The following is a 13,881-nucleotide window of genomic DNA, read 5'->3' as shown; positions in this document are numbered from 1 at the left end:
TGTGAGAGTAGGGAACTGCCAGGCATCAAACAAGTGAAGAGGCCATCCGAAAGGATGGCCTTTTTGCGTTTATGCGCCAAAAAAACGGCAGGCCGGGTAAGGCAAGCCGCCACCCGGCACGTCAGACCGCACTCCACGTCACAATAAAGCCCGCAATCCCATCCACATCATTTAAGTCCAGCACCGGAACCTCAAGCGGCAATACCACATCACTGGCCACCGCAATCACATGCTCATCCAGCGTTAATTCGCTGAAATCATGCCCGGCATCGCTTCTGAACAGCAGGATCTTAGGCACTGCCTCATGCTTAAATCCCTCAATCAGCACCAGATCCAGGGTGGAATGATCCATCCGACTGACCAGATAAGCGAGATCCAGCGGCGCCTCATCCGGCGTTTCTGTCATTAACGCCCAGCGCTGAGGACTTGCTACCATCGTTTGTGCTGCTCCGGCCTTACGCAGCTCATAGCTGTCTTTTCCTGGCGTATCGATATCCATGTTGTGATGACTATGCTTAATCAATCCAGGACGAAGGCCTCTGGCACACAGCGCGGGTATCAGCTTTTTCAGCAGCGTGGTTTTCCCGGTCCCACTCCATGCGGAAATGGCTAAAAGAGGTATCATTTTTTCTCCTGCATCATCTGCAAATCTTCATGCGTGTTCACGTTCACAAACGCTGATTTCACATCGCTAAAATCAACGGAATGGCCGCCAGACTCACGCATGAAGACCATCACCCTGCGCTCTCCCGCAGCCAGATAGCTCTGCAGAGCAGGCGCTAGCGATCGATGCATCAACGCGACAGCAGGATGGTCACGCTCGCCGTCATGTACCCAGACCACAGGGGCCGTACCGCGAAGCAATAACAAACGCTCGACAAGACAGGAGGGAATAAACGGGGTATCGCAGGGGCAGAAGATAAACCACTCTCCGTGCGACTGTTGCATGACTGAAAGCATACCAGCCAGCGGTCCCGGGTAATTCTCAAGGCTATCCTGATAAACGGCGTACCCGCTGCGCCGGTAAGTGTCGATATGCCTGTTCGCGCTGATGGCCATTGCCGTCACCTGGCCGGCGAGCGTATCGGCGACATGCCGCCACAAGGGTTTTCCATTAAGAAGCTGAAGCCCCTTATCTTTACCGCCCATTCGCGTTGCTCTGCCGCCTGCCAGAACGACCCCGATGATTTCCTGGCTAACATTCACGAATATCGCCTCTTTTATTGTGGGATTGACCCTGCTAACGTGTCACTCTAAATGAAAGGAGCACCACCATGAAATGTAAACGTCTGAATGAAGTTATTGAACTCCTCCAGCCCGCCTGGCAAAAAGAGCCAGAGCTAAATCTGATGCAATTTTTACAGAAACTGGCGAAAGAGTCAGGTTTTGACGGCGATCTGGCAGACCTTTCTGACGACATCCTGATCTACCACCTTAAAATGCGCGACTCTGCCAAAGATGCTGTTATTCCTGGTATTCAGAAAGATTATGAGGAAGATTTTAAGACCGCATTATTGCGTGCCCGAGGCGTAATTAAAGAGTAAAAGCTTGTAAGCGGCAGCACCGAAATCGCCACAAGATGATATCCTGAATCATTCGTATAATTTCCGGATGATCGGATGAACGACCAGGCTTTTACTTTCCAGACATTACACCCGGACACCATTATGGATGCCCTGTTTGAACAGGGTATTCGGGTGGATTCCGGGCTAACCCCATTAAACAGCTACGAAAACCGCGTCTATCAATTTCAGGACGAGGATCGTCAGCGCTTCGTCGTAAAGTTCTATCGTCCTGAACGCTGGTCCGCAGAACAAATTCAGGAAGAGCATCAGTTTGCTCACGATCTGCTGGATGACGATGTTCCCGTTGCCGCACCGCTAAAATTCAATAACCAAACGCTCCTCACGCACGAAGGGTATTACTACGCAGTATTCCCAAGCCTGGGTGGTCGTCAGTTTGAAGCGGATAATATCGATCAGATGGAATGGGTTGCCCGCTATCTTGGGCGTATCCACCAGACGGGACGCAAAAAAGCCTTTATTGCCCGCCCGACGATGGGGATTCAGGAATACCTTCTTGAACCGCGCGAACTATTCGAAACGTCTGCAATGATCCCCGCTGCGCTAAAGGATGATTTCCTCAACGCCACCGATAAGCTTATTGCTGCAGTGAAAACCTGCTGGCGCGATGATATTTCCGTCCTGCGCCTGCATGGCGATTGTCACGCCGGGAATATTCTCTGGCGTGATGGCCCGCTGTTTGTCGATCTCGATGATGCGCGTATGGGGCCAGCGGTTCAGGACCTGTGGATGCTGCTCAATGGCGACAAAGCCGAGCAACGCATGCAGCTTGAAACCATTATTGAAGCTTATGAAGAATTTAGCCCGTTTAATTCAGACGAAATTGCCCTGATTGAGCCTTTACGTGCGATGCGTTTTGTTTATTATCTCGCATGGTTAATCAGGCGTTGGGACGATCCGGCATTTCCCCGAAATTTCCCGTGGCTTACCGGAGAGGATTACTGGCGTAGCCAGATATCTACATTTACTGAGCAGGTTAAGGTTCTTCAGGAGCCCCCTCTGCAATTAACGCCGATGTATTAATTGGACACACCCAGGAGAGAGTTAATCATGAAAAAAATTTGGCTGGCGCTGGCAGGTATGATTCTGGCATTTAGCGCTTCTGCTGCGCAGTTTACCGACGGCAAACAGTACATCACGCTGGACAAGCCGGTCGCTGGCGAGCCACAGGTTCTGGAGTTCTTCTCGTTCTATTGCCCACACTGCTATCAGTTCGAGCAGGTGCTGCATGTCTCTGACAGCGTGAAGAAAAAGCTGCCGGAAGGCACCAAAATGACCAAGTACCACGTTGAGTTCCTGGGCCCATTGGGTAAAGACCTGACTCAGGCATGGGCGGTGGCGATGGCACTGGGCGTGGAAGATAAGATCACTTCGCCAATGTTTGAAGCCGTACAGAAAACCCAGACCGTTCAGACCACTGCGGATATCCGTAAAGTGTTTGTTGATGCCGGCGTGAAAGGTGAAGAGTACGATGCCGCATGGAACAGCTTCGTGGTGAAATCACTGGTTGCCCAGCAGGAAAAAGCGGCTGCTGACCTCCAGCTTCAGGGTGTTCCGGCGATGTTTGTTAACGGCAAATACCAGCTGAACATGCAGGGTATGGACACCAGCAGCATGGATATCTTCGTACAGCAGTATGCTGATACCGTGAAATACCTGGTTGAGAAGAAGTAATTTCGCTGATGTAAAAACGCCGGTCACTGACCGGCGTTTTTGTATGAAGATTTTATCTTGTCTATCTGTTCGTCTTTCTCTTTCCAGAGCGTATTAAGCCACTGCTGGAAACGACGTTTGAAGTTCTTATCGTTTACGTAATCACCGTGCAGTTCAGCGTCAATTGGAACCAGGTCGACGTGCACGACAATGCGCGTCAGTTTGCCGCTGAGCATATCGAAGAACGGCGTCCTGTCGTTTTCCGGATAGCAGAGCGTGACGTTAAGAAGTTTATCGAACTGTGCTCCCAGCACGTTAAGCGCCATCGCAATCCCCGCCGCCTTTGGCGGCAACAGATGCTGATAAGGAGAGCGAGTTTGCTGGCGCTTCTCTTCCGTAAACCGGGAGCCTTCAACAAAGTTCACGATGGTCGTTGGATGTGCGCGAAACTTTTCACAGGAACGGCGCGTGGTCTCCACATCCTTACCGCGACGTTCCGGATGACGAATCAAATAGCTGCGCGAATAGCGTTTCATAAACGGCATATCGAGCGCCCAGCAGGCCAGCCCGATAAAAGGCACCCAGGCGAGCTGCTGTTTCAGGAAGTATTTGTTCATCGGGATGTGTTTGCGAAAAAGCACGCATAACACCACGATGTCCGCCCAGCTGTGGTGATTGCAGATCAGTAGGTACCAGTTCTTTTTGTTGAGACTCTCCAGCCCTTTGACATCCCACTTCAGATGCGGGTTAAGGCACAACAGGATCGCCAGCCCTTCGCACCAGCAATACATCATGAAGTTACAAAATGCGGACACGGCTCGCCACACCACGGGTACAGGCAGCAGCAGTTTAATGATCCCGGCGAGAATGATCGGCACGGAACAGGCGATCGTCACCAGAATAGTTAAAATGATGCTTAGCAGTAATGTTATTGCAGCGAGCAATCTCGACATGATGAGCTTTTTCAAATAGTTAGCTGTAAGTGAGCGACCGACTAGTCGACGCTGGGCGCTGATTTTACCAGAAAACAGACAAATGAATGGCGCTTTCACATGATGATTTGGCGGCTTTTACCCTGGCGCAGCAGATTTCTCTGGGGTTCTGCGCGAATCAAGGCTTATATCCACATAGACTAAATTGCCATCAGTTGGCCATATAGATAAGATCTAACAACATAACAGCATGATAATTAAGATCTAAATATTACCTCATATGTGTTTTTTGCGTCTGTTATTCATATGAAGTGAAAATATACACAAACTTATCCACAGTTTGATTTTTGCGAGCGATCCTCACGATCGCAAAATCTTTTCCTGTATCTGGCGCTAATAACTGATGTTTTCATCCTTCTGTGGCATCCTTTACCCATAAATTGATTAAAGGCACGGACATTATGGTTCAGATCCCAGAAAACCCTCTTATTCTCGTCGATGGCTCTTCTTACCTGTATCGGGCATACCATGCGTTTCCTCCTCTGACCAATAGCGCAGGGGAACCCACCGGCGCAATGTATGGCGTGCTGAACATGCTGCGCAGCCTGATCCTTCAGTATCAGCCAACCCATGCGGCCGTCGTCTTTGATGCGAAAGGTAAAACCTTCCGCGATGAGCTGTTTGAGCATTACAAATCCCACCGTCCGCCAATGCCTGACGATCTGCGTGCGCAGATTGAGCCGCTGCACGCCATGGTAAAAGCGATGGGGCTGCCGCTGCTGGCCGTCTCCGGCGTTGAAGCCGATGACGTCATCGGCACGCTGGCGCGTGAAGCAGAAAAAATGGGGCGTCCTGTGCTGATCAGCACCGGTGATAAAGATATGGCGCAGCTGGTAACGCCAGGTATCACCCTGATTAACACCATGACCAACACCATTTTGGGGCCAGAAGAAGTGGTCACTAAGTATGGCGTGCCGCCTGAGCTGATTATCGACTTCCTCGCGTTGATGGGCGACTCCTCGGATAACATCCCTGGTGTTCCCGGCGTCGGTGAGAAAACCGCGCAGGCGCTGCTTCAGGGGCTGGGCGGGCTGGATACGCTCTACGCCGAATCAGACAAAATCGCCGGGCTCTCCTTCCGTGGTGCAAAAACCATGGCCGGGAAGCTGGAAGAGAACAAAGAGGTGGCTTATCTCTCTTATAAGCTGGCAACCATCAAAACCGATGTCGAACTGGAGCTGGGCTGTGAGCAGCTGGAAGTGCAACAGCCTTCCGCTGACGATCTGCTGAGCCTGTTTAAGAAATACGAATTTAAGCGCTGGATCACTGACGTGGAAGCCGGCAAGTGGCTGCAGGCAAAAGGGGCGAAACCTGCTGCAAAGCCGAAGGAGACGATTGTCGTTGACGCAGAAGAGCAGGCGGAAGAAGAAGCCGTGGTGCTTACCTTCGACAACTACGAAACCCTTCTTGAAGAATCGCAGCTGATCGCCTGGATCGAGAAACTGAAAAAAGCGCCGGTCTTCGCCTTTGACACCGAAACGGACAGTCTCGATAACATTTCTGCCAATATGGTAGGCCTGTCATTTGCGACAGAGCCTGGTTATGCGGCCTATGTTCCCGTTGCGCACGATTACCTGGATGCGCCGGAGCAGCTCTCCCGTGAACGCGTGCTTGAGCTGCTGAAGCCGATCCTGGAAGACGAAAAGGCGCTTAAGGTTGGGCAAAACCTCAAGTACGACCGCGGCATTCTGCAAAACTACGGCATTGAACTGCGCGGGATCGCCTTCGACACCATGCTCGAATCCTACATTCTGGACAGCGTCGCGGGTCGCCATGATATGGATTCCTTATCTGACCGCTGGCTCAAGCACAAAACCATTACGTTTGAAGAGATTGCCGGCAAAGGGAAAAATCAGCTCACCTTTAACCAGATTGCTCTCGAAGAGGCAGGACGCTACGCGGCGGAAGACGCTGACGTCACGCTGCAGCTGCACCTGAAGATGTGGCCAAAACTGCAGAAGCACGAAGGTCCGCTGAACGTGTTCCAGCATATCGAGATGCCGCTGGTGCCCGTGCTGTCACGCATTGAACGTAACGGCGTGAAAATAGACCCAACGGTGCTGCATAACCACTCCGGGGAGCTGGCGCAGCGCCTGACCGAGCTGGAGCAAAAAGCGCATGAGCTTGCAGGCGAGCCGTTTAACCTCTCTTCACCGAAGCAGCTGCAAACCATCCTGTTTGAAAAGCAGGGCATCAAGCCTCTGAAGAAAACCCCTGGCGGCGCGCCGTCAACCTCTGAAGAGGTGCTGGAAGAGCTGGCGCTGGATTATCCGCTGCCGAAAGTGATTCTGGAGTACCGTGGTCTCGCGAAGCTGAAGTCTACCTACACTGATAAGCTCCCGCTGATGATCAACCCGAAAACGGGCCGCGTGCATACCTCATACCATCAGGCTGTCGCGGCGACCGGTCGACTCTCGTCTACCGATCCCAACCTGCAGAACATCCCGGTACGTAACGAAGAAGGCCGTCGTATTCGCCAGGCTTTCATCGCTCCAGAAGATTATCTGATTGTCTCGGCGGACTACTCGCAAATCGAACTGCGCATTATGGCGCACCTGTCCCGTGACAAAGGCCTGTTGAGCGCATTTGCCGAAGGGAAGGATATCCACCGGGCAACCGCGGCAGAAGTCTTCGGTTTGCCGCTGGACAGCGTGACCAACGAACAGCGCCGCAGCGCTAAGGCGATCAACTTCGGTCTGATTTACGGCATGAGTGCATTCGGGCTTTCGCGCCAGCTCAACATTCCGCGTAAAGAGTCGCAGAAGTATATGGATCTCTACTTCGAGCGTTATCCGGGGGTGCTGGAATATATGGAACGCACTCGCGCGCAGGCGAAGGATAAAGGTTATGTCGAAACCCTTGATGGTCGCCGTCTCTACTTACCTGACATCAAATCCAGCAACGCGGCGCGTCGCGCTGGCGCAGAGCGTGCGGCGATCAACGCCCCGATGCAGGGTACCGCGGCGGACATTATTAAGCGTGCAATGATCGCCGTTGATGCCTGGCTGGAAAAAGAGAAGCCTCGCGTGAAAATGATCATGCAGGTACACGATGAACTGGTATTTGAAGTGCACAAAGACGACCTCGACGCCGTGTCGAAGAAGATCCACGAACTGATGGAGAGCAGCATGACGCTTGACGTGCCGTTGCTGGTGGAAGTGGGAAGTGGTGAAAACTGGGATCAGGCTCACTAACGGTTCTTCGCATAACGCGCCTTTTATGTAAGTTTGCAACATAACAACGCGCGTTTTGTGACGATCATTAGAATTCCCTATGTAAAGAATGAAAAAAAACTACAAAAAGTGCTTTTTCTGCAGCACAAAAAGGGGTAGAGTTATCGGCGTAGGGTACAGAGGTAAGATGTTCTATCTTTCAGACCTTTTACTTCACGTAATCGGATTTGGCTGAATATTTTAGCCGCCCCAGTCAGTAATGACTGGGGCGTTTTTTATTGCGGCAAAGAAAAATTCAGGCAAAAAAAACGCGGCCATCGCCGCGCTCGGTATTACTCTTCTTCCGCTTCCGTCGCGGGTTCCAGCTCGCTAAACCAGGTGTCGAGCTTCTGACGCAGTTTGTCCACGCCCTGCTTTTTCAGCGAGGAGAACGGCTCAACCTGCACGTCACCGTTGAACGCCAGCACCGCTTCGCGAACCATATTCACCTGCGCTTTGCGCGCGCCGCTTGCCAGCTTATCGGCTTTCGTCAGCAGCACCAGCACGGCGATATCGCTTGCCACAGCCCAGTCGATCATCTGCTGATCCAGATCTTTCAGGGGATGGCGAATATCCATCAGCACCACCAGACCTTTCAGGCACAGGCGTTTTTCCAGGTATTCCCCCAGCGCACGCTGCCACTTGATTTTCATCTCTTCCGGTACCTGCGCGTAACCGTAGCCCGGTAAGTCGACCAGGCGTTTGCCCTCTGCGACTTCAAACAGGTTGATGAGCTGGGTACGGCCAGGTGTTTTTGAGGTACGCGCCAGGCTCTTCTGATTGGTCAGCGTATTCAGGGCGCTGGACTTCCCCGCATTGGAGCGGCCAGCAAAGGCCACTTCAATACCGGTATCAGAAGGGAGGTGGCGAATATCGGGCGCACTGGTGACAAAATGCGTCTGTTGGTAGTTCCAGGTAGTCACGTGGTCGTCTCCAAAATCGTAATCTGAGGGGGATTATACCTGAATGCAGGCAAAAGGCTTTTCTGATTGCCAGGACTTGTAGGCGAATGCCCCAACCGGTGTGAGAGATCGGCCAGAGATGCTATGGGAGATTTCAGAGAATTCGCAGGCGTCAAAAAAGCCAAACTGTTTTAAATCATAAGCTTATTTTCGGGTAATTGTCTGAAAATCCCTTTTTGTACCGTTTCGTTGCTTGTTAGTTTAACGGAACAAGGTAAAGTGTGCGTCAGGGCGAGGAAGCCAACAGGATATCGACTTAAGGATTAGGGTCAGGAGCGCCAGGAGGCGAAGACGCAGGATTGTCAGGATGACCAGCGCCTGGAGGCGTTTAAACAGGAAAGGGAACCGTATCACGGACGGTATTAGCCAAGGGATAAACAGGGTTTGTTGTTGGCAAACACGGAATGTCTGACCCGCTAAGGGTTGTGAGTCAGGAAAAAAGGCGACAGATTGCTCTGTCGCCTTTTTTCTTTGCTTGCTTTCTGCTAGATTTCGCCGCAATTCTATACTGAAGAAAACGACTTAAAGATAAAACATCATGAAAAAACCAACCTCCGCTGCGGGCGCGAAACGCCCTGCAAAAGCACGCCGCAAAACGCGCGAAGAACTGAACCAGGAAGCGCGCGATCGCAAACGCGACAAAAAACATCGCGGTCATGCTGCGGGTAGCCGTGCCAACGGTGGTGGTGCAGCGGGCGCTTCTGCAAAAGGCAAACAGCAGAAAGATCCTCGTATCGGCAGTAAAACTCCCATTCCACTGGGCGTGACAGACACCCCGGTCACTAAGCAGCACAAACCAAAGAGCGAGAAACCTATGCTTTCACCGCAGGCTGAGCTGGATTTGCTGGAGAACGATGAGCGCCTGGACGCGCTGCTGGAACGTCTTGAAGAGGGTGAAACCCTGACCGCCGAAGAGCAGTCATGGGTGGATGCCAAACTGGATCGCATCGACGAGCTGATGCAGAAGCTGGGCCTGTCTTACGATGACGAAGACGACGAAGAAGAAGACGAAAAGCAGGAAGATATGATGCGTCTTCTGAAGGGTGGAAACTAACATTTGCACCCGGCAGGCACGATAGTCCTGCTTATAACCCTTCCGGTTATATGTTATCTGGTGTGGTTATTCGTTAAACTACGGCGGTTGTCGCGGCGACAGAAGTGGCTGCGCACCCGAGTGATGGCCCGCGATGGGGCCAGAACGGGCCGCCGTATACGAACGCGACACCAACGGAAGGAGTGAGCATGTCAGCACCAACTATCGACTGGGATTTGGCCCTAATCCAGAAATATAACTATTCCGGGCCGCGTTATACGTCATACCCCACCGCGCTGGAGTTCTCCGATGCCTTCGGAGAGCGTGATTTCCAGCAGGCTGTCGCGCGCTATCCTGAGCGTCCGCTGTCTCTCTACGTCCATATTCCGTTCTGCCATAAGCTGTGTTACTTCTGCGGCTGCAATAAAATCGTGACCCGTCAGCAGCATAAAGCCGACCAGTACCTTGATGCGCTCGAACAAGAAATTGTGCATCGCGCGCCGCTGTTTGCTGGCCGTCACGTCAGCCAGCTTCACTGGGGCGGCGGTACGCCAACCTATCTGAATAAAGCGCAAATAAGCCGCCTGATGGCCCTGCTGCGCGGCAATTTCAGTTTTAACGCCGACGCTGAAATCTCGATCGAAGTCGATCCGCGTGAAATTGAGCTGGATGTACTGGATCACTTACGCGCCGAAGGCTTCAATCGTCTGAGCATGGGCGTGCAGGATTTCAATAAAGAGGTTCAGCGTCTGGTGAATCGCGAGCAGGACGAAGAATTTATCTTTGCCTTACTCAATCACGCGCGTGAGATTGGCTTCACCTCGACCAATATTGACCTGATTTACGGCCTGCCAAAGCAAACGCCGGAAAGCTTTGCCTTCACCCTGAAGCGCGTGGCCGAACTCAACCCGGACCGCCTGAGCGTCTTTAACTACGCGCATCTGCCGACGCTGTTTGCTGCCCAGCGCAAAATCAAAGATGCCGATCTGCCTTCTGCCCAGCAGAAGCTGGATATCCTGCAGGAAACGATCACCTCGCTGACCGAAACCGGCTATCAGTTTATCGGGATGGATCACTTTGCCCGTCCGGATGACGAACTGGCGGTAGCTCAGCGCGAAGGGGTCCTGCACCGCAACTTCCAGGGCTACACGACCCAGGGCGATACCGATTTGCTGGGAATGGGCGTCTCCGCCATCAGCATGATTGGCGACTGCTACGCGCAAAACCAGAAAGAACTGAAGCTGTATTACCAGCAGGTTGATGAGACGGGCAACGCGCTGTGGCGCGGCATTGCATTAACGCGCGACGACTGTATCCGCCGCGATGTGATTAAGGCGCTTATCTGCAACTTCCGTCTCGATTTCAGCGACGTGGAAGCGCATTGGGAGCTGAACTTCAGCGATTATTTCGCAGAAGACCTGAAGCTTCTGGCGCCGCTGGCGAAAGATGGGCTGGTGGATGTGTCGGAGAGCGCGATTGAGGTCACGCCGAAAGGGCGTCTGTTGATCCGTAATATCTGCATGTGCTTCGACGCGTATCTGCGTCAGAAAGCGCGACTGCAGCAGTTCTCGCGGGTGATTTAAGCCGCAAAAGCGCAAACGTAGGCCGGGTAAGGCGAAGCCGCCACCCGGCTTTTACGTTCAACCCCGCTAGCTAAACAGCCCAACCAGCGCCGCACACAACATAGCCGCAACGGCGGTTTGTGGCGTGTGGCTTTCAGCGGCTCCGCTAGAGAGCATATTCACGATTGTTTCCAGCATGATGTTCACCCCCAATTTCCGGGCACGATCATACAAAACTCATCGGAACAGTAAAGCGCAAAATAACGGCGATTTGCGCTCAATTAATAACCTTTACACTTCGGGGACGATCACTCCATTCCCAGCTCTTTAAGCTTGCGCGTCAGGGTATTACGTCCCCATCCCAACAGGCGAGCGGCTTCCTGCTTGTGACCCTGCGTATGACGAAGCGCGGTAGTTAACAGCGTACGCTCCATCTCTGGCTGAGCTTCAGACAGCAGGTTTTGATGACCGGAACGCAACGCGCGGTCGGCCCACTGCGCCAGCAGCGTCGCCCAGCTGTCCGGCAGCGCGTGCCCGGTAGTGCTTTCAGGCGCGGTCGCTTCAAACAGCTCAGCGGGTAAATCCTGAATCAGCACTTCCTGCCCGGCGGCCATCACGGTTAACCAGCGGCAGGTGTTCTCCAGCTGACGCACGTTGCCCGGCCACGCCAGGCGCGTCAGAGCGGCATCGGTTTCCGGGTGAAGCTGCTTGGCTTCCACACCCAGCTCGCGGGCGGCCACCTGCAGAAAATGACGCGCCAGGCGGGGAATATCTTCCCGACGCTCACGCAGCGGCGGCAGATGAACGCGAATGACGTTCAGGCGATGGAATAAATCCTCACGGAATTTCCCTTCCTGCACGCGTTGCTCCAGGTTCTGGTGGGTCGCGGCAATAATGCGCACGTCTACCTTCACCGGCGCATAGCCGCCCACGCGGTAAAACTGTCCGTCGGCCAGCACGCGCAGCAGGCGGGTCTGGACATCCAGCGGCATATCGCCAATTTCGTCCAGGAACAGCGTGCCACCGTCAGCCTGTTCGAAACGCCCCTGACGAATGGTATTAGCGCCGGTAAATGCCCCTTTTTCATGGCCGAACAGTTCGGACTCAATCAAATCCTTCGGGATCGCCGCCATATTCAGAGCGATAAACGGCGCTTTTGCCCGCGGGCTATGGCGATGCAATGCATGCGCCACAAGCTCTTTACCGGTTCCCGATTCGCCGTTAATCAAGACGCTGATGGACGAGCGGGACAGACGACCGATAATGCGAAACACGTCCTGCATCGCCGGCGCTTCGCCGATGATGTCTGTCGTTGGCCCAAAATCGGGCGCGTGGCGCGGCTGTTGCTGCTCCTGATAATGGCTAATCGCGCGCTCAACCAGCGCCACCGCTTCGTCAATATCAAACGGTTTGGGCAGGTAATCGAAAGCCCCTTGCTGATAGGCGCTCACTGCGGCATCCAGATCGGAATGCGCGGTCATTATGATGACCGGAAGCATAGGGTGGCGTTGTTTGATCTGCTTTAACAGCGCCAGCCCGTCCATGCCCGGCATACGAATATCCGAAAGCAGAACATCCGGCGTTTTGGTGGTGAGTGCATCGAGCACTTCGCTGCCGCTCTCAAACGTCGTGCAGCTTAATCCTGCCCCTGTGAGCGCGCGTTCAAGCACCCAACGGATGGAGCTATCGTCATCGACTACCCAGACTATCCCTCGTTGCATAAACGTCACCTTTATTTTTTAATCGGCAGGAAAACCGAAAACTCGGTATGTCCCGGCCAACTGGTAAATTCAATTTTCCCGGAGTGTTGATCGATCAAACTGCGGGCAATGGATAAGCCCAGGCCGGTCCCGCCTTCGCGACCGCTTACCATCGGGTAGAACAGGGTATCCTGCAGATGCGATGGAATGCCGGGCCCGTTATCCTCAACGTCGATTCGGGCCGCCAGCCGGTAGCGCACGCCGTGTAACGTGAGCTGGAAGGCGGTGCGGGTGCGTAAAATAATCTCGCCCCCTTCAGGCCCCAGCGCCTGCAGGGCATTACGCACAATATTCAACAGGACCTGCTCAATCTGGTCCGGATCATGGGCCATTTCCGGCAGGCTTGGGTCGTAATCACGTACCAGCGTGACGTTCTCCGGCAGTTCCATTGAGACGAGCTTCACCACCCGTTCAGCCACTTTATGGATGCTTTCAGTGACGTGCATTCCCGGCTGCTGCGGACCAAGAAGACGGTCTACCAGATTTCGCAGACGGTCCGCCTGCTCAATGATGACGTTGGTGTACTCCGCCAGCGCGGGATCGGGGAGTGCCTTGGTCAGAAGCTGCGCCGCGCCGCGCAATCCACCCAACGGGTTTTTGATTTCATGCGCCAGACCGCGTACCAGGTCACGGGCGGCAATTTGCTGCGCATGCTGAAGCTGCTCCTGGCTCAGTCGACGCTGATTATCCATCGGCGCCATTTCCAGCAGGATCATCCCATCGGGAAGACGCTGCGCGGTCAGCGACAGAATGTGCGAGCGCCCGTCGATCACCAGCGTCACTTCGTTATCGGTAAACCCCTGGCCAGCCTGCAAACTTTCCTGCATCAGGCCAATATTCAGCGAAAAATAGCTCAGGAGTTCAGGAAGCGGGGTGCCGAACAGTTTACGTGCGCTTTGGGCGAGCAGCTGCTGCGCCGCCGGGTTGGCGTAATGAACGGCCAGCTCGTCATCGACCAGCAAAATGCTGTTAATCAAAGAATTGAGGATCTGCCCAGCATCGGGCAGCGTGCCAGTTGCCATTCAGCAGTCTCCTGGAGTTGTTGCACTGTTTTAGTGCAGTATAGCGTTTTCGGCGTAAATAGCGCGTGAGATCAGGTTGTTGGTGGAGAAAAAAGCCCATCC

13 protein-coding genes are annotated in these 13,881 nt (G+C 53.6%); 6 read left to right on the top strand and 7 right to left on the bottom strand.

What is annotated here, in order from left to right; translation table 11 throughout:
* Positions 1-121 precede the first annotated feature (121 nt).
* A complete protein-coding gene (mobB, locus tag GXP72_RS22500) occupies positions 122-625 on the bottom strand; it encodes a molybdopterin-guanine dinucleotide biosynthesis protein MobB (RefSeq protein ID WP_024909225.1) in 504 nt (167 codons plus the stop codon).
* Positions 622-1,206, bottom strand: a complete 585-nt coding sequence (gene mobA / locus GXP72_RS22495; RefSeq protein WP_208763366.1) for a molybdenum cofactor guanylyltransferase MobA — start codon at positions 1,204-1,206, stop codon at positions 622-624. The genes mobB and mobA overlap by 4 nt, the downstream gene beginning before the upstream one ends.
* 68 nt (positions 1,207-1,274) lie before the next feature.
* Between mobA and GXP72_RS22490 the strand changes: the two genes are divergently transcribed.
* The 3 genes from GXP72_RS22490 (at position 1,275) to dsbA (ending at position 3,257) form a co-directional block, all read left to right on the top strand.
* A complete protein-coding gene (locus GXP72_RS22490) occupies positions 1,275-1,544 on the top strand; it encodes a YihD family protein (protein ID WP_008501866.1) in 270 nt (89 codons plus the stop codon).
* Between the two features lie 75 nt (positions 1,545-1,619).
* A complete protein-coding gene (locus GXP72_RS22485) occupies positions 1,620-2,606 on the top strand; it encodes a serine/threonine protein kinase (RefSeq protein ID WP_024909223.1) in 987 nt (328 codons plus the stop codon).
* 27 nt (positions 2,607-2,633) lie between these two features.
* Positions 2,634-3,257, top strand: coding sequence for a thiol:disulfide interchange protein DsbA (gene dsbA / locus GXP72_RS22480; protein ID WP_024909222.1), 624 nt, complete (start codon positions 2,634-2,636; stop codon positions 3,255-3,257).
* A 23-nt stretch (positions 3,258-3,280) separates the two neighbouring features.
* On the opposite strand, the gene GXP72_RS22475 is transcribed toward dsbA, so the two are convergent.
* Positions 3,281-4,189, bottom strand: a complete 909-nt coding sequence (locus GXP72_RS22475) for an acyltransferase (RefSeq protein WP_024909221.1) — start codon at positions 4,187-4,189, stop codon at positions 3,281-3,283.
* Positions 4,190-4,629: 440 nt separating this feature from the next.
* Between GXP72_RS22475 and polA the strand changes: the two genes are divergently transcribed.
* Positions 4,630-7,422, top strand: a complete 2,793-nt coding sequence (gene polA / locus GXP72_RS22470) for a DNA polymerase I (protein ID WP_208763365.1) — start codon at positions 4,630-4,632, stop codon at positions 7,420-7,422.
* Between the two features lie 311 nt (positions 7,423-7,733).
* On the opposite strand, the gene yihA is transcribed toward polA, so the two are convergent.
* Positions 7,734-8,363, bottom strand: coding sequence for a ribosome biogenesis GTP-binding protein YihA/YsxC (yihA, locus tag GXP72_RS22465; RefSeq protein ID WP_023309768.1), 630 nt, complete (start codon positions 8,361-8,363; stop codon positions 7,734-7,736).
* A gap of 577 nt (positions 8,364-8,940) precedes the next feature.
* Here yihA and yihI point away from each other — a divergent pair.
* On the top strand, positions 8,941-9,456 hold the full coding sequence (yihI, locus tag GXP72_RS22460; RefSeq protein WP_014885763.1) for a Der GTPase-activating protein YihI: 516 nt from the start codon (positions 8,941-8,943) through the stop codon (positions 9,454-9,456).
* Positions 9,457-9,644: 188 nt separating this feature from the next.
* Positions 9,645-11,018, top strand: a complete 1,374-nt coding sequence (hemN, locus tag GXP72_RS22455; protein ID WP_208763364.1) for an oxygen-independent coproporphyrinogen III oxidase — start codon at positions 9,645-9,647, stop codon at positions 11,016-11,018.
* Between the two features lie 66 nt (positions 11,019-11,084).
* On the opposite strand, the gene GXP72_RS22450 is transcribed toward hemN, so the two are convergent.
* The 3 genes from GXP72_RS22450 to glnL all read right to left on the bottom strand — a co-directional run bounded on the left by GXP72_RS22450 (position 11,085) and on the right by glnL (position 13,779).
* Entirely contained in the window at positions 11,085-11,195 is a 111-nt protein-coding gene (locus GXP72_RS22450) for a YshB family small membrane protein (protein ID WP_023333898.1), read from the bottom strand.
* Between the two features lie 110 nt (positions 11,196-11,305).
* Positions 11,306-12,718: a nitrogen regulation protein NR(I) gene (glnG, locus tag GXP72_RS22445; protein ID WP_024909218.1), complete on the bottom strand. Its 1,413-nt coding sequence runs from the start codon at positions 12,716-12,718 to the stop codon at positions 11,306-11,308.
* 11 nt (positions 12,719-12,729) lie between these two features.
* On the bottom strand, positions 12,730-13,779 hold the full coding sequence (glnL, locus tag GXP72_RS22440; RefSeq protein WP_208763363.1) for a nitrogen regulation protein NR(II): 1,050 nt from the start codon (positions 13,777-13,779) through the stop codon (positions 12,730-12,732).
* Between the last annotated feature and the right edge of the window lie 102 nt (positions 13,780-13,881).

Origin of the sequence: Enterobacter sp. SES19, assembly GCF_011765665.1 — a bacterium.
Lineage (GTDB): Bacteria > Pseudomonadota > Gammaproteobacteria > Enterobacterales > Enterobacteriaceae > Enterobacter > Enterobacter pseudoroggenkampii.
Note: the sequence above shows the minus strand (reverse complement) of the source record. Positions and strands in the feature narration are given on the sequence as shown.

Excerpts from the sequence above, each read along its gene's own strand:
- mobB (WP_024909225.1), bottom strand. The coding sequence starts at position 625 with ATGATACCTCTTTTAGCCATTTCCGCATGGAGTGGGACCGGGAAAACC.
- GXP72_RS22490 (WP_008501866.1), top strand. The coding sequence starts at position 1,275 with ATGAAATGTAAACGTCTGAATGAAGTTATTGAACTCCTCCAGCCCGCC.
- GXP72_RS22485 (WP_024909223.1), top strand. The coding sequence starts at position 1,620 with ATGAACGACCAGGCTTTTACTTTCCAGACATTACACCCGGACACCATT.
- dsbA (WP_024909222.1), top strand. The coding sequence starts at position 2,634 with ATGAAAAAAATTTGGCTGGCGCTGGCAGGTATGATTCTGGCATTTAGC.
- GXP72_RS22475 (WP_024909221.1), bottom strand. The coding sequence starts at position 4,189 with ATGTCGAGATTGCTCGCTGCAATAACATTACTGCTAAGCATCATTTTA.
- polA (WP_208763365.1), top strand. The coding sequence starts at position 4,630 with ATGGTTCAGATCCCAGAAAACCCTCTTATTCTCGTCGATGGCTCTTCT.
- yihI (WP_014885763.1), top strand. The coding sequence starts at position 8,941 with ATGAAAAAACCAACCTCCGCTGCGGGCGCGAAACGCCCTGCAAAAGCA.
- hemN (WP_208763364.1), top strand. The coding sequence starts at position 9,645 with ATGTCAGCACCAACTATCGACTGGGATTTGGCCCTAATCCAGAAATAT.
- GXP72_RS22450 (WP_023333898.1), bottom strand. The coding sequence starts at position 11,195 with ATGCTGGAAACAATCGTGAATATGCTCTCTAGCGGAGCCGCTGAAAGC.
- glnG (WP_024909218.1), bottom strand. The coding sequence starts at position 12,718 with ATGCAACGAGGGATAGTCTGGGTAGTCGATGACGATAGCTCCATCCGT.
- glnL (WP_208763363.1), bottom strand. The coding sequence starts at position 13,779 with ATGGCAACTGGCACGCTGCCCGATGCTGGGCAGATCCTCAATTCTTTG.